22 protein-coding genes are annotated in these 20,947 nt (G+C 40.3%); 9 read left to right on the top strand and 13 right to left on the bottom strand.

What is annotated here, in order from left to right:
* Positions 1–36: 36 nt before the first annotated feature.
* From AC3ZVC_RS00355 to AC3ZVC_RS00375, 5 genes are all read right to left on the bottom strand, one after another.
* Positions 37–753, bottom strand: a complete 717-nt coding sequence (locus AC3ZVC_RS00355; protein WP_490068768.1) for a LutC/YkgG family protein — start codon at positions 751–753, stop codon at positions 37–39.
* Positions 753–2,180 carry a LutB/LldF family L-lactate oxidation iron-sulfur protein gene (locus AC3ZVC_RS00360; RefSeq protein WP_490065760.1) on the bottom strand — a complete coding sequence of 476 codons (1,428 nt, stop codon included), beginning with the start codon at positions 2,178–2,180 and terminating at the stop codon, positions 753–755. Before AC3ZVC_RS00360 ends, AC3ZVC_RS00355 begins: the two co-directional genes overlap by 1 nt.
* Before the next feature lie 17 nt (positions 2,181–2,197).
* Entirely contained in the window at positions 2,198–2,914 is a 717-nt protein-coding gene (locus AC3ZVC_RS00365) for a (Fe-S)-binding protein (RefSeq protein WP_490065761.1), read from the bottom strand.
* Positions 2,915–3,071: 157 nt separating this feature from the next.
* Positions 3,072–4,856 carry an L-lactate permease gene (locus AC3ZVC_RS00370; protein WP_490065762.1) on the bottom strand — a complete coding sequence of 595 codons (1,785 nt, stop codon included), beginning with the start codon at positions 4,854–4,856 and terminating at the stop codon, positions 3,072–3,074.
* A gap of 177 nt (positions 4,857–5,033) precedes the next feature.
* Positions 5,034–5,753, bottom strand: coding sequence for a FadR/GntR family transcriptional regulator (locus AC3ZVC_RS00375; RefSeq protein ID WP_490065763.1), 720 nt, complete (start codon positions 5,751–5,753; stop codon positions 5,034–5,036).
* 474 nt (positions 5,754–6,227) lie between these two features.
* Here AC3ZVC_RS00375 and AC3ZVC_RS00380 point away from each other — a divergent pair, with 474 nt between their 5' ends.
* The 7 genes from AC3ZVC_RS00380 (at position 6,228) to AC3ZVC_RS00410 (ending at position 10,292) form a co-directional block, all read left to right on the top strand.
* A complete protein-coding gene (locus AC3ZVC_RS00380) occupies positions 6,228–6,704 on the top strand; it encodes a glutathione peroxidase (RefSeq protein WP_490065764.1) in 477 nt (158 codons plus the stop codon).
* A gap of 33 nt (positions 6,705–6,737) precedes the next feature.
* Positions 6,738–7,175, top strand: a complete 438-nt coding sequence (locus tag AC3ZVC_RS00385; RefSeq protein WP_490065765.1) for a MarR family winged helix-turn-helix transcriptional regulator — start codon at positions 6,738–6,740, stop codon at positions 7,173–7,175.
* A 119-nt stretch (positions 7,176–7,294) separates the two neighbouring features.
* Entirely contained in the window at positions 7,295–8,188 is an 894-nt protein-coding gene (cidR, locus tag AC3ZVC_RS00390) for a cidABC operon transcriptional activator CidR (protein WP_490065766.1), read from the top strand.
* A 233-nt stretch (positions 8,189–8,421) separates the two neighbouring features.
* Positions 8,422–8,940, top strand: coding sequence for an acyl-CoA thioesterase (locus AC3ZVC_RS00395; RefSeq protein WP_490065767.1), 519 nt, complete (start codon positions 8,422–8,424; stop codon positions 8,938–8,940).
* 15 nt (positions 8,941–8,955) lie between these two features.
* Complete coding sequence (locus tag AC3ZVC_RS00400; protein WP_490065768.1) at positions 8,956–9,327, top strand: hypothetical protein; 372 nt, start codon at positions 8,956–8,958, stop codon at positions 9,325–9,327.
* Between the two features lie 148 nt (positions 9,328–9,475).
* The gene (locus AC3ZVC_RS00405; RefSeq protein WP_490065769.1) at positions 9,476–9,778 is read left to right on the top strand and encodes a DUF5634 family protein; all 303 of its coding nucleotides are present in this window, start codon (positions 9,476–9,478) and stop codon (positions 9,776–9,778) included.
* A gap of 97 nt (positions 9,779–9,875) precedes the next feature.
* Positions 9,876–10,292, top strand: coding sequence for a VOC family protein (locus AC3ZVC_RS00410; RefSeq protein WP_490065770.1), 417 nt, complete (start codon positions 9,876–9,878; stop codon positions 10,290–10,292).
* Between the two features lie 52 nt (positions 10,293–10,344).
* Here AC3ZVC_RS00410 and AC3ZVC_RS00415 read toward each other — a convergent pair whose 3' ends face one another.
* Positions 10,345–11,097, bottom strand: a complete 753-nt coding sequence (locus AC3ZVC_RS00415) for an AAA family ATPase (protein ID WP_490065771.1) — start codon at positions 11,095–11,097, stop codon at positions 10,345–10,347.
* 256 nt (positions 11,098–11,353) lie between these two features.
* Here AC3ZVC_RS00415 and AC3ZVC_RS00420 point away from each other — a divergent pair, with 256 nt between their 5' ends.
* Positions 11,354–11,875 (top strand): LysM peptidoglycan-binding domain-containing protein, encoded by a 522-nt coding sequence (locus AC3ZVC_RS00420; protein ID WP_490065772.1) that lies wholly within the window; start codon positions 11,354–11,356, stop codon positions 11,873–11,875.
* 110 nt (positions 11,876–11,985) lie between these two features.
* Here the strand turns inward: AC3ZVC_RS00420 and AC3ZVC_RS00425 are convergent, their stop codons facing one another.
* The 7 genes from AC3ZVC_RS00425 to AC3ZVC_RS00455 all read right to left on the bottom strand — a co-directional run bounded on the left by AC3ZVC_RS00425 (position 11,986) and on the right by AC3ZVC_RS00455 (position 20,046).
* A complete protein-coding gene (locus tag AC3ZVC_RS00425) occupies positions 11,986–12,339 on the bottom strand; it encodes a VOC family protein (protein WP_490065773.1) in 354 nt (117 codons plus the stop codon).
* Positions 12,340–12,483: 144 nt separating this feature from the next.
* Entirely contained in the window at positions 12,484–12,825 is a 342-nt protein-coding gene (locus AC3ZVC_RS00430; protein WP_490065774.1) for an S-Ena type endospore appendage, read from the bottom strand.
* A 365-nt stretch (positions 12,826–13,190) separates the two neighbouring features.
* Positions 13,191–14,654: a protein adenylyltransferase SelO gene (locus AC3ZVC_RS00435; RefSeq protein ID WP_490065775.1), complete on the bottom strand. Its 1,464-nt coding sequence runs from the start codon at positions 14,652–14,654 to the stop codon at positions 13,191–13,193.
* 209 nt (positions 14,655–14,863) lie between these two features.
* Complete coding sequence (locus tag AC3ZVC_RS00440) at positions 14,864–15,022, bottom strand: DUF1540 domain-containing protein (protein ID WP_490065776.1); 159 nt, start codon at positions 15,020–15,022, stop codon at positions 14,864–14,866.
* A 496-nt stretch (positions 15,023–15,518) separates the two neighbouring features.
* A complete protein-coding gene (locus AC3ZVC_RS00445; RefSeq protein ID WP_490065777.1) occupies positions 15,519–15,917 on the bottom strand; it encodes an S-Ena type endospore appendage in 399 nt (132 codons plus the stop codon).
* Between the two features lie 269 nt (positions 15,918–16,186).
* Positions 16,187–17,986, bottom strand: coding sequence for a YhgE/Pip domain-containing protein (locus AC3ZVC_RS00450; protein ID WP_490065778.1), 1,800 nt, complete (start codon positions 17,984–17,986; stop codon positions 16,187–16,189).
* Between the two features lie 2 nt (positions 17,987–17,988).
* Positions 17,989–20,046, bottom strand: coding sequence for an efflux RND transporter permease subunit (locus tag AC3ZVC_RS00455; RefSeq protein ID WP_490065779.1), 2,058 nt, complete (start codon positions 20,044–20,046; stop codon positions 17,989–17,991).
* A gap of 166 nt (positions 20,047–20,212) precedes the next feature.
* Here AC3ZVC_RS00455 and AC3ZVC_RS00460 point away from each other — a divergent pair, with 166 nt between their 5' ends.
* Positions 20,213–20,779: a TetR/AcrR family transcriptional regulator gene (locus AC3ZVC_RS00460; RefSeq protein ID WP_490065780.1), complete on the top strand. Its 567-nt coding sequence runs from the start codon at positions 20,213–20,215 to the stop codon at positions 20,777–20,779.
* Positions 20,780–20,947 lie beyond the last annotated feature (168 nt).

A 20,947-nucleotide genomic window follows, 5' to 3' on the forward strand; every position in this document is an offset into this window, starting at 1 on the left:
TGATCCGCCGCCATCTGCGAATCAGCCAAAGCCATTTTATTTATCATCTACAATTATATAAGTAGCCCTTACTGGTCCGTGTACTCCAACAATTAAATTCATTTCAATATCGGCACTGTTGCTTGGACCTGATATGAAATTCACACAAGATGGAACTAGTTCCCCGTTTTCCACTTTATTATGGATTTCTTTTGCAACCTGGGTCATTCTGGGAACGATCGTGCTTTTAGGAATGATTGCTAAATAGATGACAGGCAGAAGGCTAACCGCACGGCCTTTTCCTTTATCACTGAATAAAACGACGGTCCCTGACTCGGCCAGTGTGGCATCACTGAAGGTAATCCCGATGTCAGCAGTCGCCGAGAAGGAAAGATTCTCTTCGCCGCCCTCTCGATCCCATACCCGTACAGCAATATCTTCATCATATAAATCTTTCGAAAGGCCGGATAATCCAAATTCTTCGAAACGAGGATCATCCCAAGTAACTACAGATTTTCCGCCATACTCCTTAATCAAGTGAGTGATTAGTGAAGAAAGCTCTGAAGAGACCGTTTCATGCACATCTGTATGGATAAGCAAGCATTGTTTTTTCAGTACCTCTACAAGCTCATCCTGGGATGCTCCTTTTAGGACTTCCCATTGGGGATTATGATTCCATGCAGGCTTCTCGACCTGATGGCGCCGCTCCCTCCCCAAATTTTTCGCAAGGTTATCCAGGAAAGAATTTCGGTTAAAAACTTGTCCAGCTGCCATCATTCTCCCCTCTCTTTCTTTCTCTTTTTATATAAATCTCTAAATCGGTCTTTCTTAGGTGCCGGGAACTCGCGGATCTCCGTCCAGTTTTTCAACGGACCTGGCCCATCAGAAATCTTATCATCTTTGGCAAACGCTCCCAGTGCTTTCGGAGCAAGCTTTGAACCGATATTATACATGGAAGGGGAAGCCGTTCCCATGCTGAAAGCCAGCATCGATAAGTTTTCAAACACAGGAGCTTTTCCCTCTTTCTCAACAATCTCCTGACGGTGGCGAAGCAAATGCTCGTGCAGTGGGATTTTCACCGGGCAGGCTTCCGTACAGGCTGCACATAAAGTAGAGGCATATGGCAGTTCTTTATATTCGTCATATCCTCCCAATAGCGGAGTCAATACTGCTCCCACTGGTCCTGGATAAATTGATCCGTATGAATGGCCGCCTACATGGCGATATACCGGGCACACATTAATGCAGGCTGCACAACGGATGCAGTGCAGGATAGACTGGAATGCAGTTCCCAGAATTTTAGACCGTCCGTTATCTACAATAACTAGATGGAATTCCTCCGGTCCATCCACTTCTCCTTCTTGCTTTGGTCCTGTTAAGGCTGTGATGTAGCTTGTCAGTTTCTGTCCAACTGCCGCTCGGGTCAGCAGGCTAACAAGAACCTCCATCTCTTCCCATGTCGGAACAATCCGTTCCATGCCCATAACGGTGATCTGCGTTTTTGGAATAGTCGTAACCATCCTTGCATTTCCTTCATTTGTCACAAGGGAAACCGTACCTGACTCAGCGATGGCGAAGTTACATCCTGTAACTCCGATATCCGCCTGCAAAAACTCTTCACGCAGCTTTTCCCTCGCAAATAAAGCAAGCTCTTCGGGTTTTTCTGTTTTGCCATAGCCTAATTTATCCCTAAAAACATCGCGGATCTGCTCTTTGTTTTTATGAAGGGCCGGTGCAACAATATGGGATGGAGGATCATGATCATCCACTTGCAGAATCCATTCTCCAAGATCGCTTTCGATCACTTCGCAGCCTGCTTTTTCAAGCGCATCATTCATATTAATTTCTTCTGTGACCATGGACTTGGATTTTACCACTTTTTTGCCGTTTTTCTTTTTAACCACATTTGTGATATACTCATTTGCTTCTTCTGCAGTCTCAGCGAAAAAAACATGCCCGCCGCGTTTTGTAACATTCTCGCTTAGAAGCTCCAGATAATAATCAAGATTTTCAATTGTATGTGCCCGGATTTCTTCGCCAAGCTTGCGCCATTCTTCCCAATTGCCCAACTCTTCTGCAGCATTCAGCCGTCCGCTGCGTAAACGCCCCTGAGCAGAGGAAACAGCTCCGCGCATGAACGAATTGCCTATTCCATCCGATATACGTTCTTTAAAGGGTTTATCCCCTATTTTCATAGCCATTTACGCTTCCCCCTTCTCTACCTGCTGTTTAGTACAGAGGCTATATGCATTACCTTAATCGGTTTCCCTTTTCGATCAATGCGTCCACCGATATTCATTAAGCAGCCGCAATCGGCTCCGACTAAAATTTCTGCACCGGAATCTTCAACACTCTGAACCTTTTCATCTACCATTTGCTCTGAGATTTCAGACATTTTCACTGAGAAAGTTCCGCCAAAACCACAGCAATTATAATTATGTGGGAGCGGTTTCATTTCCAGGCCTTCCACATTGTTTAATAGTTTCATTGGCGCTTCCTTTACGCCCAATAATCTCGTCATATGGCATGATGTATGATAAGTTGCTTTTCTATTGAGCTTTGCTCCTACATCCTCTACTCCTAAAACATCTACAATAAATTGTGTCAGTTCATACGTTTTATCCGCTAATTTCCGGGCACGCGGTTCCCACACGGGATCTCCTTTAAAAACGTGCGGATACTCTCTAAACATCGTTCCGCAAGATCCTGAAGGGGTTACAACATACTCGGAATGTTCGAAAACATTAATCATATGCTTCATCGATTCTTTAGCTTTATCAACATAGCCGCTGTTATAAGCCGGCTGTCCGCAGCAAGTCTGTTTCTCCGGAAAATCGACTTCACAGCCCAGTCTTTCCAGCAATTCCACTGTATCCATTCCAACATCTGTCTGAAAAATATCTATTAAACAGGTTACAAATAATGATACTTTCATAGGTCTCACCTTTTCTTTCTTCAGGTAAATTCAAGCTTTTCCATTCATTTAACTCACTATTTACAGTGTAAGCCTTTACTTCGGCCTAGTCAACAGGTCATCTGATGACTTTATCGAAATAGAACAAGCTCCCTCAATGGGAGCTTGCCAAATTTCATTACGCTGTTTTCCTTAACTGCTTGACTTCCATTCTATTTTGCTTCTGTCCTTTGGCAATAAGGGTTACAATGAAACCAGCCACAACAGCAAGTATGATGGTTCCAATATTCAAGCCAATTCCGTTAATGGCCACATAGCCAATTCCGCCTGCAAAAATAACATAGAAGGTCATTGGAATCAGCGTTTTTCTTATCAGATTCCCTTCCTTGCCTATTAATCCGGCAGAAGAAGAAGCTGCGACAACATTATGCACACAAATCATATTTCCGGCTGCACCGCCGACAGCCTGCAAAGCAACAATAGTTGCTGGCGCTGCAAGGATATTATCTGCTACACCAAATTGGAATAAAGAGAACATCATGTTACTAACTGTATTGCTTCCTGCTGCGAACGCCCCGATTGCACCAATTGTTGGTGCCGCAAGCGGCCAATAGCTTCCAAATATATTTGATATTCCCTCTGCCAGCGCAAGAGGCATGCTTGTATAATCAGCAGCATTGATACCAGAGTTTATAAACACCTGCACCATTGGAACTGCGAAAATCAGAGCAGCCATTGCACTAACAATCGTTTTAAAAGAGTCCTTTACTGCACGTCCATACTCTTTCATATTCATCTTAAATATAAAGATTGATAGCAGTGAAACAACAATAAATATGAAACCTGGAAGATTCAATGGTTTCGATTCGACTGTAATCGCTGTTCCAAATAAACTTTCAAACCTGATGACCAAGGCTTGAAGCCATGCCGAGAACGGTAAATATTTCAATCGTGTTAGGACTAATAAAACAGCTACTAATAGGTATGGCAGCCACGCAGCCATGAACGATACTTGCTTCTTTGGTTTTTCCGATTCGTCTACCTGTAGGGAACCAGTCCATGACGGATCCCAATTGCTTTTTTCTTCAAAATCCCATGCTTTTTCTGGGATAAACAGTCCTTTTTTAGCAGCAGGCACGACAATGGCTAAGCCTATTAAACCGCCAATAAGGGATGGAAACTCCGGTCCAAGGAGATTTGCTACTAAAGCATACGGAACTGTAAATGCCAATCCTGCAAAAATAGCAAACTTCCAAATTGCCAATCCTTCTGCAATCGATTTATTTCTTCCGAAGAAGTAAGTCAGCATTGTCACCATAAATAGAGGAATAAATATGCCTATAACTCCATGAATAAGAGCAACTTGTCCGCCAATTCCATTTATGTAAGCATCAAACGTCGTACCTTGTTCAGCAATATAGCTTTGAACTAATGGTGAATCCTTTAATCCGGAATTAACACCTATTAGAATCGGCGTACCCACAGCACCGTATGAAACTGGCGTTGATTGCAGGATAAGCGCAACCATAACGGCTCCCATCGCAGGAAAACCAATAGCGACCAAAAGAGGTCCAACAATTGTAGCAGGTGCCCCCCAGCCTGCTGCTCCTTCAAGGAAGGATCCAAACAGCCAGCAGACAATTATGGTCTGAACACGGCGGTCCGGCGAAATGCTCATAAACCCTTTACGGATTGTAAAAATGGCACCGCTTTCTTTTAAGGTGTTTAAAAGAAGAATTGCACCAAATACGATAACGCCCACTTCCAGCGCTGTCACAACCCCTTTTACCCCGGCTGCAGCAACCTGATTTCCTGGAACTTCCCAAATGAACATGGCCATAATAATCGTTAAAGCCAACGATACTGGCATAGCCCTCTTAGCCGGCCATCTTAAAATAACTAAAAATAGAAAGACTGAAACAATGGGCAATGTTGCGATTAAAGCCAATGTACCAATACTCAAATACCTCTTCCCCTTTCATGATGAAAAATTTCTTCTCCCTTTGAAGTAATCACATTAACAGGTCATCTGATGACTTTAGTATAATAAACAGTATAAATAAAACGCTTTCATATAACAATACTATTTTTTAAAAATTTAAAAATAAAGCCCAATCGTTGGCTCCGATTGGGCTTTATTTCAAACTTCTATTTCCTGAAAATATTTCATTAAAACTTCTTCGACACTTTGAAGATGCTCGAGCAATAACTTTTGGGCTGCAGCTCCGTCCCTTTGTTCGATTGCCTCGTAGATGCTTGAGTGCTCATGTGTTAAACGTCCCAAGGTGGATTTTTTGGAATAAAGCCATAGCCTTCGTGTTTCCCGCATCGTTGTAACCATCATTTCCGATACATTATTCATAAGGCTGATCAGCAAATCGTTTTGTGATGCTTTGGCAATGGCCATATGGAAACGGAAATCTGCTTCTTCCCCTAATTCTTCATCATTGGCATTTTTCATTTGTTCCAGCGCCTCTTTAATTTCATAAAGCTGCTCTTCAGTCCACCTTAATGCTGCAGCTTCAACGGCCCCGACCTCCAAAATCCGGCGGACCTCCAGAAGATTTTTTACATCATCCTTTTTCATTAAAACAGCTATTTGCACAGGCAGCTTGAGCATATTGGAATTAAATTCGCGGACATAAGTCCCTTCTCCCTGATGCATTTCCACCAGCCCCATAGCCCGCAGGGCACTCAACGCCTCCCGCACCGCTGAGCGGCCAACCTGGAAATTTTCCGCAAGCTGCTGCACGGAATCAAGCTTGTCCCCCGGCTTCAGCTCACCGGATTTAATCATATCCATAATGGCCTCAGCCACTTCTTCATATATTTTACGCGGTTTTATTCTTTTATAATTCAACTGTGTCACCTCATTATGTATCTACCTATGATTCTATAGTAATATTAGTGAAGCGACAACGCTAATTTGTAAGCGGTTCCTTTTATAAATGTCAAAATCCATGTTTTTGAACCTGCTCTTGGGGAAGTTATTTCAAATCCATTTCATTCAGGATCCTGACCAGACCAGGATGAATCTCTCGATTTGAACTGCACTCTCCGGGATTTTTTCATTTCCCTGGATACAAGAACTGTTCAGCCCTTTCCAGCAGCTTCTCTATTGCACTTTTGCTATAAAGAAATTTATCTACAGTATAAGACACTTTATCTGTATTATAGAGAAATTAATCTGTCTTTTAGCCATATAGACACTTCTTCTATACAGACCACATAACCATTAGTTTCAGAAAAAAGCTTATTTGTTGCATGTGCATTTTAAATCGCCTAAGGTTAAATCGTACACGATTTAAAATTTTAATATTCAGGAGGAATTCTCATGACAACTGTTTATGATTTTCAGGTGAAAAGGCCAAACGGAGAGATTAAATCTTTAAAAGATTACGAGGGGCAGCCGCTAATTATCGTTAATACTGCAAGCAAATGCGGATTGACTCCTCAATTCAAGGGGCTGCAGGAGCTTTTTGAAAATTACAAGGACAATGGCTTGGAGATCCTTGGCTTTCCTTGCGATCAGTTCAATAACCAGGAATTTGAAAATATTGAAGAAACCACTGAATTCTGCCAAGTTAACTATGGAGTCTCCTTTCCGATTTTCGCAAAAATCGATGTAAATGGAGATAATGCCGATCCTCTGTTTGTTTATCTAAAAGAGCAGAAAAAAGGACTTTTATCAAAGAACATAAAATGGAATTTCACGAAATTTCTTGTGGACCGCAATGGAAACATTGTTGAACGCTATGCCCCAACAACAGATCCTGGGAAAATCGAGGATGATTTGAAGAAATTACTGTAACACTATATTATTAATAACAATTTAGGTGATCACGTGGAAGACTTTTTTACACTGGAAAAACAGCTTTGCTTTACTATTTACGAAACAGCTGGAGAATTTACAAAATTGTATACAAGCGCTCTCCAGCCATTCGGCTTAACATATCCCCAGTACCTGGTCCTATTAGCACTTTGGGAAAAGGACGGTATAACCGCAAAGGAGCTTGGAGAAAGACTAAATCTGGGTACCGGAACCCTCACGCCAATGATTGCAAGGATGGCATCTAACGGCTGGCTCCAGAAAGAACGCTCCAAATCCGATGAAAGAAAGGTAAATATTTATCTGCAGGAAAAAGCACATAAACAGAAACAGCACATCATCCACGAAGTCAGCGAAACCATTCAAACCTGCAGAATTGAGGTTGATGAATATGGAAAGTTAATGATGCAGCTGGAAAGTTTGCGCAGGAAATTAAAGAGCCGGGAGCAATAGCTGTTCTTTTCCTATACTTAACAAATTTCAGTCATCTATCCTATGTTCGGGTTCATAGAGAAATGGCATTCTTTCATTTTCTTTGTCTACAAATTTTTGTAAGCAGGTGTACGAATAACATGGATATCAAACATTTACAATACTTTATAGAAGTTGCTGAGTCCAACAGTTTTTCCCGGGCCGCAAACCAGTTATTTATTACACAGCCAACCATTAGTAAAATGATTAAAAACCTTGAAACTGAGCTTGGAGTTTCTCTTTTTCAAAGGTCCAGAAAGCAATTAATTTTAACTGATGCAGGAAGAGTTATTTTAGAACAGGCGAAATTAATTGATAAAGCTTTCAAGAACTTGGAAATAGAATTGGATAACCTTACAGGATTAAAAAAAGGACATATTCGCATTGGTTTACCGCCAATATTTAACGCTCATAAATTCCTCGAAATTGTTGGGAGTTTTCACGATAAATATCCCGGTATTACTTTTCAATTAGTCGAAGACGGTTCAAAGAAAATAGAAGAAGAGGTAAGCAACAATCTTCTTGATGTAGGTGTGATTGTTCTTCCTACCAAGAATGAAGCCTTTGAACATTTCGCTTTTATGGAAGAAGACCTAAAATTGATCCTCCACCCCGCTCATCCTTTGGCAAAAAGAGAAGAAGTCAATCTGGCTGAATTGGCTGGAGAATCGTTTATTCTTTTTAATAAGGATTTTGTCCTGAATGACCGAATTATTTCTTTATGTAACAGTGCAGGTTTTAGCCCGCATATTATTTCTGAAAGTTCTCAGCGGCCCTTTATTGAAGAAATGGTTGCAAGCAAATTGGGCGTTTCCCTATTGCCTGAGAGCGTTTGTATGAATCTGAATAATAATATAAAGGCAATAAAAATAGTAAACCCATCAATCAGCTGGAAACTGGCGATCATTTGGAGCAAAAATCAATACCTCTCATTTGCTGCAAAAGAATGGCTGCATTTTACTATCAAACAGCTTTCAAAAAGCGAAATAAAGTAAAAAAATACTGATTCATAACCCAAACGGTTCTTTTAAAGAGCCGTTTTTTATCTATACTGACTACGCATATGAATAAGCGTTTACATAGACAAAGGCTATATTAAAGATAAAAATTAACCATTTTACTAAGAGAACTTTTGGGCGTACACTTGGGTCATGTAAGAAAAACCTTTTAAAAACGTGGATATAGTATTTACTTTCTATAATCCGATCCATGAAAGGAAGCAGTTAAAATGAAGGCAAAAAAAGCAAAAGAAAGCCGCATTATTAATACAGCGCAAGTATTATCTTGCGATTTAAATAACTATAATACATTGTTTGGCGGGGTATTAATGAAAAAGCTGGATGATGCCGCAACTTTATCAGCCCGCAGACATTCCAGGGTTAAAGAGTGCGTAACTGCCTCTACTGATTCAATAGACTTCTTATGCCCTATTCACCAAACTGACTCAGTTTGCGTTGAATCGTTCGTAACTTATACAGGGAAAACATCTATGGAAATCTTTTGCAAGGTTATTGCTGAAGATATGATTAATGGTGAGCGCCGAATGGCAGCTACAGCATTTTTGACCTTTGTAGCTCTGGACGAAAACAAACGACCTGTTGATGTTCCAAGTATAATTCCTGAGACAGAAGAAGAAAAATTCCTCTACAAAACAGCTAAAGAAAGAGCTGAAATACGCAAATTGAGAAGACAAAAAAGTAAAGAATTAGCTGCATATATTTCACTCGAAAAACCATGGGACAAATAAAAGGAGGAACATGTTATGATCACTTTATCAAGTATCGATGAATTAAAGGCTGCAGAAAAAAATATTGAGAAATTAAAAACAAACTACCCAGACCTTTTTGAAAAATTATTGGATATGATTAATCTTACACGTGCACTCCAATTTAAATATCATTTCATGGGATGTTTAATAATGGATGAGGTCCCTGGCCAATATGCTCCAAACTTTGTATATGGGTCTGTTTTGCGATTATACAAGAAAGAATTGCAAAATTTAAAAAATGATTTGAATTCACAAGTATTGAAACAATTTTTTTCTGACTTTAAAAATATCGGATATTCGAATATCTGTCTTTTAGTGCTAGGCAGGACACCAGAATCATTATTAGGGGCATCCAGCATACGGTAGACTCTCTAAGAACGATTGGAAAAAGCAGGAATCAATTACATGGTTCCTGCTTTTTTTGTAGCATTTTAATTTTAATTAGGAAAGAAAGTGTTAATAGCTCCTTAAATAGCCATATTAAGTATAGGTTAATTCGGAAGGAGCATAAACGATGGATTTTTTACCACGAGAACAGATAATCAATGCATTACAAGAACCGTTACAATCCTACATATCCAAATATGGGATTGACGACATTGGGATTTTTGAGGAAGAAGGCCAGGATAACCAATACTATATGGGATACACAGTGAAAAAAGCAGGAAAAACCTATCATATACATAGCCCATATAGCAAGAATGATCATGGCGGCTTAGCCCCTGTAAAGAATGAGTGGACGCTTGAAACCGATGAGCCCCAAAAAGACGACCGAAGGGGATTTAACGATTTAGATCAAGCTTTCCGTGAGATTTAAATTTTAGTAATAAAGGTGTAGGAACCCTTTTGGACTATATTTAATTTCGAATTTTTCGTCTATAATGAAATTAGATTTATAAAAAGGAGTGAAAAGAATGGCCGTTAATGCCTACCTTAATTTTAATGGGAATACCCGGGAAGCTGTCGAGTTTTACGCGGATGTTTTCGAAACAGAAAAGCCTGAGATTATGACTTTTGGGGACTCCCCTCCCAACCCTGAATATCCATTGCCTGAGGAAGCTAAGAATTTGGTTATGCATACACGCCTTAACATTTGCGGAAGCAACGTGATGTTTTCTGATACATTCCCTGGTATGCCTTTTACGGTTGGAAACAACATCAACCTTGCTATTGTGATTAAAGATCAGGATGATCTAAAAAAGTACTTTAGCAAACTGAAAGTAGGCGGTACTGTAGGCATGGAGCTGCAGGAAACGTTCTGGAGCAAATGTTATGGCCAATTAACAGATAAGTTTGGGGTAACCTGGCTGTTCAATTATGAAAGTGAATAAAATATACATATGGAATGCTAAAATGGAGGCTCAACTAGAAGTCTCCATTTTTTTATTCATTTAACAAATGATGAATCATTCTTTTCTTATCATCAAAAAACTGCTTCATAATTCTGTAATGATTTGTGTCTTCCAGTTTTTTTTCTATAATGCCTTCATCGCTGAATTCATAAATTATGGCATTTGGATACGACATGATGATCGGCGAGTGGGTTGCAATGATAAACTGTGAGTGTTCATTAACCAAATCATGGATTCTAGTCAGCATAGACATTTGTCTTAACGGAGAAAGAGCAGCCTCCGGTTCATCCAGAATGTAAATGCCATTGCCTCGAAAGCGATGAAGAAACGTAGAAAAGAATGCTTCACCATGTGACTGCTCGTGCAGCGAACGTCCTCCAAAAGAATCAATCACCCGAGGTCCGCCCCCTTCACGATCCATTTCTTCAATATTGGAAGCAACATTATAAAAACTCTCTGCCCTCAGGAAAAAGCCATCCCTTGGTTTATCAAAACCCTTTATTACTCTAAGGTAACTCCCAAGCTCTGAATGGGAATCAAAGGTTGAGAAGTTAAAATTGAAAGAGCCTCCTTCAGCATTAAATCCCAAAGCTACCGCTACCGCTTCTAGTAAAGTGGACTTGCCCATCCCATTCTCACCAATCAGAAAGGTAACCTTTGGATGAAAAGACAGCTCGTCCAGCGTCTTTAAACTAGGAAGACTAAAGGGATAGTGGTTAAAAGAAGGTACATTATCTCTTTTAAGGCTAACACTTCTAACATATTGCGAGCTCAGTATATCCATATAAATACCTCTAGTTTTTTTATATTTTAGATCTGTTAATGTAAATCAAATAATAGCTTTATTATAATAGTCTTTTAAAAACACAATAGAACATATGTTCCTGAATTAATAATAACTCTTTAACTTATTGTCGTCAATCGATTGATTTCCTAAGCAATTTTGAAAAAGGCAATGAAATAACGCATCCTCTTCCTCACCTGCCCAAAAAACCTTGCATATAGTGACTTAAACTACTTTTATTTCGGAGGTCTCCCTCATGAATTATACAGTACAGCCTGGTGATTCCCTTTTTAGCATTGCACGGAGACTTGGTTTAAGCATCAATTCCATTCTGAACCGTAATCCACAAATAACAAATCCTAACTCCATCTACCCGGGACAGGTGATCTTAATCCCTCTGCAATGCACGATTTTACGTCAGGGCGACACAGGATCAAATGTACGGAGAATTCAGTTCCTGCTTCAAATGGTTAATATTTATCCAGGGCCAATCGATGGCATTTATGGCCCAAAGACTCAGGCAGCCCTAATCAGCTGGCAGCAAGCTATTAAAGAGCTTGAGGTTACCGGCATTGTAGATATGGATACTTGGATCTCCCTGGGCTTTCAATGTGATCCAAGGCCTGCTGGGATAACCCAATATATTGTCCGTCCAGGCAGTTCTTTGTTCCTTATTGCAACATGGTTCGGCATTACAGTTGATAGCATCTTGCGGGTAAATCCACTGATAACGAATCCAAACCTGATCTATTCCGGCCAGGTTATAAACATACCTTAATAATTTAGCCCTCAGTTCAAATAACTGAGGGCTCGGTTCTAACGACAAACCTCACATTTCATAATACTGCTGTACCGGATGCTCTTTAAGTTCTTTCATATTTATTACTCCTAAATATTCAAGAATTCCACAATCTCTATTTGATTTCCCGATGGATCTTCAATAACAAAGTAACGCCCTGGAGGACAAGGCTGAGGCTCATCAAAATGCACCTTCACACCAGCTTCCTTCATTCTGCTAAAATCACGTTCAATATCCTTTGATAATATACCAGGCAATACATTGGAGCCCTGCTTTTCTTCAGCGATCTCTTCCAGAACAACTGGTACCTCACTATGTACAAGACTAACAATTTTTTCCCCATAATATTTAGACACTTTGAAGTCCAATACTTCTGTATAAAACTTTAAAGCAGTCTGCAAATTATTTACTTTCACGGTTAGTACGCATAGCCTATTCAACATGGAAATTCCTCCCTTTCGAATCAGTCCTAGAGTATTTCTCGCAATGAGTTTCCAAATCCTTCTAGATAAACGAATTTCTCTATAAAAAAAACCCCTGGCAATCCCGGGGTGAGCAGAAATCATTTTTAAAAGTGCCTGCCTAATCTAAGCGAAAACTCTTTTGTATAAAGTAATACACCATTTCCCGGTAGTTCCTTCTACCGCTCCTTGCTGTCCAAATGTCTGCACAATAAAGACTTCTGGATTATTAAAAGATACAGCTATACTGTTTCCTGCTGGAACAGTAGTAACATCACCGTTAACTGAAAAATCGATTGTTCCCGGTCCAGCGTTATACACCTCAAAGGTCCCTTGAAAATAGTCATTCACCTCAGGTGCTGTCCACACTTCCTGATCAATGGGGTCTCTAATATTACCGCAAAGTTTTTCAGTAAGAATGACTGCACTTGGGCAGCAGCAACAACCATTTCCTGGTGTTTCGCACATATTTTTCACTCCTCTAATAAGTTATAGTCAATAGTTGCTCTTCTATATTTAATGCGGCTTGTCTAATATCTGTACATGTTAAACGTTTAGTTATTGCAATATTCCTATTCATTTTTTATAAAAAGGCTCTTCTAAAAAAACGTTGTTAATAAAACTTGGATTTAAATAAGGTTTTTCGATTGGGGTGTAAGGTGCGAGATTCTCGAAAAGGCATTTGCATTCCTTTGTGCGGTTATGAGTCGTGTAGTTTTTCAAAGTCCAGCTGGAGGAGTGGTCCTTTATACAAAAGAGGTCTGCCCCCATTGCTTTAATCATAAAGCGCTGAGGACAAACCCCTTGGTTGTTTGTATTGAAGGTACTATTATTCATGTACCGCAAAAGGTTCGATAAGGACGTGCTGATGGTTCGGGCAATTTGCAGTATTCATCCTGTTCAGGGGAATATGCATAAGGGCTTGAAAGTACATCAAGAAGTTTTTTCATCACCTTGAAGTCTCCTTGATTTACTGCAGCTTCCAATGCCTCTTCAACCTTGTGGTTTCGGGGGATAACAGCAGGATTGCTGTTCCGCATTAACTGCATTGCAGTGTCTTTCGATTCCTGCCTGCTTAGTCTCGATTGCCACTTCTCATGCCACTGAATAAATTCAGGGTCTCCATTTAGACCCGCTTCCTCCAAGTGATTCAAAGTTAATGCTCGGAAGGTGTTGGTATAATCCGCTCCAGCCTTCTGCATGATCTTGAGGAGGTCTGTAATTAGTGTTTCATCTTCTTTTTCTTCGTTTACGATCCCCAACTTTGCTCTCATCCCATTAAGCCAATGACTTTGATAAATCTTATTGAAATCGGAAATAGCATCCTGGGCTATTTTCACAGCCTCATCCTGATCGTCATGAAGGAGAGGCAAAAGAGTTTCTGCAAACCTCGCCAGATTCCATCCGCCAATATAGGGCTGGTTTCCATAAGCATAACGGCCTTCCCTATCAATTGAGCTGAATACGGTTGCCAGATCGTAGGCATCCATAAAGGCGCATGGTCCATAATCGATGGTTTCTCCACTAATAGCCATGTTATCAGTATTCATAACTCCGTGTATGAAACCAACTAATTGCCATTGGGTTATCAGCGCAGCCTGGCGCTTGATTACTTCCTGGAGCAGGGAAAGGTATCGGTTCTCATCTCCCTCAATTTCTGGATAATGACGCTTTATTGTATAGTCAGCCAGTGCACGGAGTTCTTCAACCGGCCTCCAATTTGCAACATATTGAAAGGTGCCAACACGCAGATGGCTTTCTGCTATTCGGGTAAGAATAGCACCAGGCAGATCGGTTTCGCGAATGATTGACTCGCCGGTTGTCACCACTGCCAGACTGCGGGTCGTCGGAATGCCAAGCGCATGCATGGCTTCACTAATAATGTATTCCCGCAGCATTGGCCCGAGTGCTGCGCGGCCATCGCCTCCGCGGGAGTAGGGAGTTCTGCCTGAACCCTTAAGCTGAATATCAACCCGCTCACCCTTCGGAGTGATTTGCTCGCCAATCAGCATTGCACGGCCATCACCTAACATATTAAAATGCCCAAATTGGTGCCCAGCGTAAGCTTGCGCCAGAGGCGAAGCTCCTTCAGGAACCTGGTTGCCAGCAAGTACCGCTAAGCCATCCTCGCTTTGCAGCGCTTCCGTATCCAACCCCAATGATGCTGCCAGTGAACCATTGAGTATCACCATTTGCGGTGAGCTTACAGGATTGGGATTTATCCTGGAAAAGAATGATTTCGGCAAACGGGCATAGCTATTATCAAAGTTCCACCCTGTTTCTTTCTTATTTGTCATCGTATCCCCTTTTCTTATTTGACTTTTTATCCGGTTATTCTTTAGTATGCTTTAGTTTTCAGTTTACACCTTAACATTCACAGCTTATTATAATGTCATCTTCTTCCACTTCATTATACCTTTTACTGTTGGATGTCTCCAATAAAAAAGGTGCCTGCCCCCTAGTACGTTAACATCCTAAAGTACTAGCGGCCAGGCACCTATCCTTTTTACTGTTCACTGTGCTCAAACGTTTTGCAAGCTGTTTCCTCAACATCTTCAGCCTCTCTGCCATTTTGGCCGATGACATAAATTGAGTCGGCTACGCATTTATCGCCTTGTTCCCAGTATTTGCAGTTTTCCACGTTACATAAAACCTCGACTTCCATTGATGGCCACCTCCTTAATGGTTTGGTATTCTATACCCAATTTATAAATTGAATAACCATAATTTCGTTTAGCCTGACCATATGTATCTCCTTGAGGGGTATTAATTTTTTTGCAGTATTTACGGAATTGCCTGGTTGATGATTGGCTATAATGATGGGAGGCATTGAATGCAGACGTCCATCCCTATAGTTAAAAAATTGGCTCTGTTAAATTTGGCTGTTGATTTCCGTTGCAGGCACTCGCTTTCCGCGGGGCTACCGGGAGCCTCCTCGACGCTCTGCGTCTGTGGGGTCTCCCTTGGTGAGCTACTCCCGCAGGAGTCTCGTGCCTTCCACTCCAATCAACAGGGCTTCTAAAAACAACAATGAGCTTTAACAGAGCCAAAAAATTAAAAATAAACAAGGTAACCCCTCAATATATTAGAGAAACTACCTTGTTTTTGTTAGGTTTAACATTTAACGATTTTTTTGGGAATTCATTAATAACTCTAAGTTTTTATCCTAGCTGACCAACACATATGCAAAACTCTCCTGACACAGTTGGACCAGAACCTGGTGCTTTTGAAATAGTAAGTCTGTTTATCGCTGGAAAAGTTTCGGCATATGAATTACCTGGTGTAATCGGGGGAACGGGAAAGGTTACTGGACCACCAGGCGTCTGTACAGTTCCCTGTATAATCGCATTATTACTGGAGCCATCTTGAAACAGTTTTATTATAACAGTACCGGGAACAAAAGCTCCATTGCTAGTAGACCACACTTCTCTCATCATCTCTTGTGATCCGAGTTGGAAAGGTCCACAAACTGTACAAAATCCCTGACCGCCTGCACCATTACCATTATCTTCAGAAGGGCAGCAAGGATTACAATTACAGTCACAAGACATACGAATCATTCCTTTCTAAAAATAAAAAAGTCTTTTTAGGTTAATCAGCTCTTCGCTCACAAATATAATAATTATTTTCTCACTCTCATTCTATTCAATATTTTGGAAATGGATTGGACAAGTGTTGACATAATATTAGAGTTCTCGGTTATTTTTCAATTTTAGAAGGATAACAAAAGGGCGATGGATTCGTGGTTAACCCACATATCCATCGCCCTGCATAATATGAGTCCAAGCCAGGACTCCAATGTTTTGTCTCGTAAAAAGAATATAATAAGTTACTTAAACAAGTCTAAGAATAGTTCCCAAAACCCTTTTTCTTTTTCAGGCTTTTCTTTCTTTCCTTCTTGTTCTTCTTTATTAATGCTTTCTGTTTTTATTACAAATTGCACGGAAGATACTTTTTCATTTTTAGAGGAAACAAAGGATACTGGCTTAAAGTCAGATTTATCATACTCCTGAATCATCTCATTAATTTCCTCTTGCATTTGAGCTGGCAAGTCTTTGGTTTCCTGATATAATTCATCAGTACCATTGTGGAGCTGACCCACTCCTTTTTCTAATTGACTTGTTCCACCTGATATTTCTGCTATACCCGAGTGCAGCTTATTATAGGAAGCAGATAATTGGCTTACCCCTTCTGTATAGCTTACTAATCCGGATTGGAACTTACCGTAATTGGAGGCCAAAGCTGCAAGGCCTTTCTGCAGCTCTCCCAGGGCACTAACATCCATCTCCTTCATAGAACCAGAAAGTTCATTTGCCATCGACGTCATTGTTCCACTCATTTCTCCCACAGACCCGCTAACTTGGTTTAATGATGGTTTGACAGCTTCAAAGGCTTCTTTTACAGATGAATATGTCCCTTTCACTTTTTGTGAAGCTGAATATGACTCAACCAATTGATCAAGTACATTGGCATCCGCACCGCTCTTATACAATCCAGCAATCTCTTCCTCTGTAAGCTGATGAGCGGGAATTTCCTTAATAGCACCATCTAAGGCATTATAAGCAAGCGAGTAATTCTCTTGCAAGGCTGATAGGCCATTTGCTGTTTCCGAAAGGCCATTCGCTAATTGTGTGAGGCCATTTGGCAGTTCGCTCAAGCTCGATAGATCCATTTTTGCTGAATCTCCGGAAAGGGAGCCGCTGATTGTCCCAAGTGCATTTCCAATAGAACGGGATGCATTCACGATTTCAGAGGACGAGCCATCCATCTGACTCATTCCATTTTTATATTTCTGCGAACCATCACGCAGTGCTGCTGCACCGTTATTTAATTGAGAAACACCCTTCTTCAAGTCAGCAACACCGTTATTTAACTCTCCAATAGCTGTTGACAATACCGACATGTCATCTGTCATATTTCCCATTTCCGAGGTATCAATTGGCAGAGTTGATGGGACAGCAGCGATCTCAATTCCTTGAAATTCAAAATCCTCAACATCTGCCTCTACGCTTAGCTTTTCCTCTTGGCCAGGCATAACGGTAAAAGTAATCTGCTTATTTTTTCCGGCGTTTGCAATCATTCCGCCCGGAGCTTCAATGTTTTCATACTTATTGGACAGCATGAAAGAAACTTGCAATAAATAGTTTTCATAAAATACTGTATCAACGTTCTCATTAGCAGCCGTATCAATATTGATTTCAACATGCCCTCTTTTTCCTGCAAGATCGGATGGTTTAACTTTCTGTCCATCCAACAAATAAGAAATCTTTATATCCCATGGTAATTCAGAGTCGTCCTTCATGTTTCCCTGATAATAAAATTTGCCTTCTGGAGCATTGACACGAACGGTTTGCCCCTCTTGATCCAATTCCGTTAAATCAGTTAAATTCTTGATACTGCTATATTCGCCATAATCAAGGATCTCTCCAGCCCTTGCCACCTCAAGCGTATTCACGACATAGATGTCACCTGGGTCACCATTGGATTTCAATGTCGCATACACCACTTCGTCCTTTGATGTGACTTTACCTGCTGCTGTTTCAGCTTCTGCCTCAGCAGGAAAACTAAGAAATGAAGGCAAGAAGATCATAAAAGCGAGTGCAGCATACAGTATTTGTTTTTTTCTCATCATCATTTCTCCTCATAAAAATTTGCTTTATAGGTCGTTTTTTTAATCAGTTTATCGAATACCAAAAGCATCGCCGGCAAGACCAGTACGACCATTACAAACGCAAGCATAGCTCCTCTGCCCAGCAATAGACCGATGGATGAAACAACCGGATTTGAAGATGTGAGCCATAAAATAAAACCAACACTGGATAAAATCGCTGCAGATATTGAAATAGAAAATGTTTTTTCATCCAATGTTTTCTTTATAGCTTTTACAGCTGGCATTTCCATACGATGATGATTATAAGCCTCTGTCAGTAAGATGGCATAGTCGACCGTTGCCGCAAGCTGTACAGTACTGATGATTAAATATCCTACAAACACCAGCGAGGTATTCGTAAAATATGGTATCGATAAATTTATCCAGACAGCTGATTGAATGGTAATGAGCAGGACTAGCGGAATGGAAAGCGATTTAAAGCTGACCAGCAGTACAATCGCAATCGTAACGACCGTCAAAACATTCACAACGATATTGTCCTTTGTTACGGTATTTTTAATATCATACAAAGTAACGCTTTCCCCTAGGCTGAGTGCCTGATCTCCATAATATTTCGAAGCGGTTTTTTCTATGTTTTCTACAATCGAAAAAGGAATATCCCCTTCCGTTCCCTGATTCGTATTGATTATAATACGGCTGTAGTTTTCAGAGTAAAATTCATTCGTAATCGATTCATCTAAATACTCTGGCGGGATTTCAGAACCAACCCTATTTACATAAGAAATGACACTTGTTACATAATCGGCCTCTTCTAAATCCTGAACGAGTTCCGACTCTTTTGCCACATCTCCTTTAGGTACTAAAAGAACAATTGGCGTGGTTTCACCAAATGCCTCTTCGATCATTTTCAAATCACTGCCGGCACGCGTCTCTTCCGGCTGTTCACCAATACCATACACAAATGAGGTATTGCTCTGTGCCAAATAGGCAGGAATAAGAATGGCAAACACTAGAAGCAAGCTTGGAACTTTTAGTTTTACAAGCCTCTTGCCAATGCCAGTGAAGCTCGGAACAAAGCTTCTATGCTTTGTTTTATCCATCCACTTATAAAAATAAAGAGTTAGAGCAGGCAAAAATACCATAACACTGATAAAACTCAGGATAATTCCCTTTACCAGGTTCATTCCAAGATCAGAGCCAATTTCAAAATTCATGAATGTAAGGGCGATAAATCCGAAAAACGTTGTTGCTGCACTTGCCGTGATTGCCGGGAATGACTTTTTCATTGCAAGCTGCATAGCTTCTTCCGGATTATTGGCCGTTTTCCGATAATCAGAGAAACTATGAAGCAGGAACACTGCATAATCAAGAGAAACCGCCAGCTGCAAGATCGGAGCAACGGACTGGGTGACGAAGGAAACCTCACCTATAAAGATGTTTGTTCCTAAGTTAATCAGTACCGATACACCGATGGCTGTGAGGAAAAACAGCGGTTCTATCCACGAAGTAGTAGAAATGACCAGAATAAAAATAATGATCGGCACTAATAATAGACCGGCATTTAACGATTCCTTCCCGGCCATTTTTTGTGAGCTTGCTGTATTGATGGCTTCTCCTGCAATCGCACCATTTTCCCCAATCAGTTCATAAATGGCATCGGTTATTTTAACCTCATCCCCTGAACGGACACTGATCGAAAACAGCGCATTTCCATCCTTGTAGTAATTCTCTACCATCTCTTCGTCTGCCACTTCCAAAGGGGTCTTCAAATCTACTACATCATCCAGCCACATCACATCTGAAACTCCGTCGATGGCTGACAGATCTTCTTTATATTCGAGTGCTTCCTGTAAGGATACATTGGTTATCATGACTCTAGTATCCGGAACAGAACCTGTAAATTCCTTTTCCATGATGTCCATTGCCTTTGTCGACTGGGCATCATCTGGCAGATAATCAACCATATTGTAATTGACCGATACAAAGAACTGTGCCACCGTTGATATTAACGTAAAGAAAACAAACGCAATCAAAACAGCTTTCTTATGTTTTACGATCCGTGATGCAATATTTATCATTTTTCATCCTCTCTTGTATCCTTCACAATTTCACTTTATCATTATATAAAACACAGTGTTGGCTATTCAACAAACAGTTCACTAGATTACGTTGTGTTCACAACAGATGATGATTATTTGTTGTTTTTCTATTGGATTACAGAATTAGGAAGGAAGGGTCAGGAATTTGGGTTCCAAATTAGATAGACGCAAAAAATATACAAGAATGGTTTTAAAAGAAGCTCTGATAAAATTATTGGAAGAAAAACAAATTTCAAGTATTACAATAAAAGAGATCTGTGAGCAGGCTGACATTAACCGTTCAACATTTTACTCCCATTTTTCGAGTCAATACGACCTGCTCAATTCTATAGAAGAAGAGTTTATCGAGGATATGGTAGCAACACTTAGCCTGTACAATTTTTCAAAAGAAGATGAAGCCTTGCAAATGACAGAAAAGATTTTAGAATATATAGCGGAAAACAATGACATTTGCCGAACACTGTTAAGCGAGAATAGCGATATTCACTTTCAAAAAAAAGGCATGATGATCACGAAGGAATTTATATTTAAAAATTGGATTACTGACAAACACCTTGAACAAGAAACGTTAGAGTACATAAGTATGTTTGTTGTGAGTGGCAGTATTTATGTCATTAAGCATTGGCTAGAAAACGGGATGGACAAATCCCCTAGTGAGATGGCTGAAATTATTAATAACTTCGTTAATAAGGGATTATTAAATATACGGTGAAGAATCATTTTAGAAAAGGCTGTTTTCGCAAAGTTTGATGCTTTTTAAACAATTGAGGAGAGGTTGATTTCCGCTCCAGGATGCTCAGCGAACCGAGTATCCTCGGCGCGCAGCTAAATCAACGGGCAGTATTTATTTGTAAAAAACAATTTTTAAGGGAAAGAGCCT

The organism is Cytobacillus sp. C11.1, from assembly GCF_058145115.1.

What these genes read in the sequence shown, in the direction of transcription:
- AC3ZVC_RS00360 (WP_490065760.1), bottom strand. Translation starts at nt 2,180, where the DNA reads ATGGCTATGAAAATAGGGGATAAACCCTTTAAAGAACGTATATCGGAT.
- AC3ZVC_RS00380 (WP_490065764.1), top strand. Translation starts at nt 6,228, where the DNA reads ATGACAACTGTTTATGATTTTCAGGTGAAAAGGCCAAACGGAGAGATT.
- AC3ZVC_RS00400 (WP_490065768.1), top strand. Translation starts at nt 8,956, where the DNA reads ATGATCACTTTATCAAGTATCGATGAATTAAAGGCTGCAGAAAAAAAT.
- AC3ZVC_RS00415 (WP_490065771.1), bottom strand. Translation starts at nt 11,097, where the DNA reads ATGGATATACTGAGCTCGCAATATGTTAGAAGTGTTAGCCTTAAAAGA.
- AC3ZVC_RS00440 (WP_490065776.1), bottom strand. Translation starts at nt 15,022, where the DNA reads ATGGAAGTCGAGGTTTTATGTAACGTGGAAAACTGCAAATACTGGGAA.
- AC3ZVC_RS00435 (WP_490065775.1), bottom strand. Translation starts at nt 14,654, where the DNA reads ATGACAAATAAGAAAGAAACAGGGTGGAACTTTGATAATAGCTATGCC.
- AC3ZVC_RS00425 (WP_490065773.1), bottom strand. Translation starts at nt 12,339, where the DNA reads ATGTTGAATAGGCTATGCGTACTAACCGTGAAAGTAAATAATTTGCAG.
- cidR (WP_490065766.1), top strand. Translation starts at nt 7,295, where the DNA reads ATGGATATCAAACATTTACAATACTTTATAGAAGTTGCTGAGTCCAAC.
- AC3ZVC_RS00420 (WP_490065772.1), top strand. Translation starts at nt 11,354, where the DNA reads ATGAATTATACAGTACAGCCTGGTGATTCCCTTTTTAGCATTGCACGG.
- AC3ZVC_RS00355 (WP_490068768.1), bottom strand. Translation starts at nt 753, where the DNA reads ATGGCAGCTGGACAAGTTTTTAACCGAAATTCTTTCCTGGATAACCTT.
- AC3ZVC_RS00430 (WP_490065774.1), bottom strand. Translation starts at nt 12,825, where the DNA reads ATGTGCGAAACACCAGGAAATGGTTGTTGCTGCTGCCCAAGTGCAGTC.
- AC3ZVC_RS00445 (WP_490065777.1), bottom strand. Translation starts at nt 15,917, where the DNA reads ATGATTCGTATGTCTTGTGACTGTAATTGTAATCCTTGCTGCCCTTCT.
- AC3ZVC_RS00365 (WP_490065761.1), bottom strand. Translation starts at nt 2,914, where the DNA reads ATGAAAGTATCATTATTTGTAACCTGTTTAATAGATATTTTTCAGACA.
- AC3ZVC_RS00450 (WP_490065778.1), bottom strand. Translation starts at nt 17,986, where the DNA reads ATGAGAAAAAAACAAATACTGTATGCTGCACTCGCTTTTATGATCTTC.
- AC3ZVC_RS00455 (WP_490065779.1), bottom strand. Translation starts at nt 20,046, where the DNA reads ATGATAAATATTGCATCACGGATCGTAAAACATAAGAAAGCTGTTTTG.
- AC3ZVC_RS00395 (WP_490065767.1), top strand. Translation starts at nt 8,422, where the DNA reads ATGAAGGCAAAAAAAGCAAAAGAAAGCCGCATTATTAATACAGCGCAA.
- AC3ZVC_RS00405 (WP_490065769.1), top strand. Translation starts at nt 9,476, where the DNA reads ATGGATTTTTTACCACGAGAACAGATAATCAATGCATTACAAGAACCG.
- AC3ZVC_RS00410 (WP_490065770.1), top strand. Translation starts at nt 9,876, where the DNA reads ATGGCCGTTAATGCCTACCTTAATTTTAATGGGAATACCCGGGAAGCT.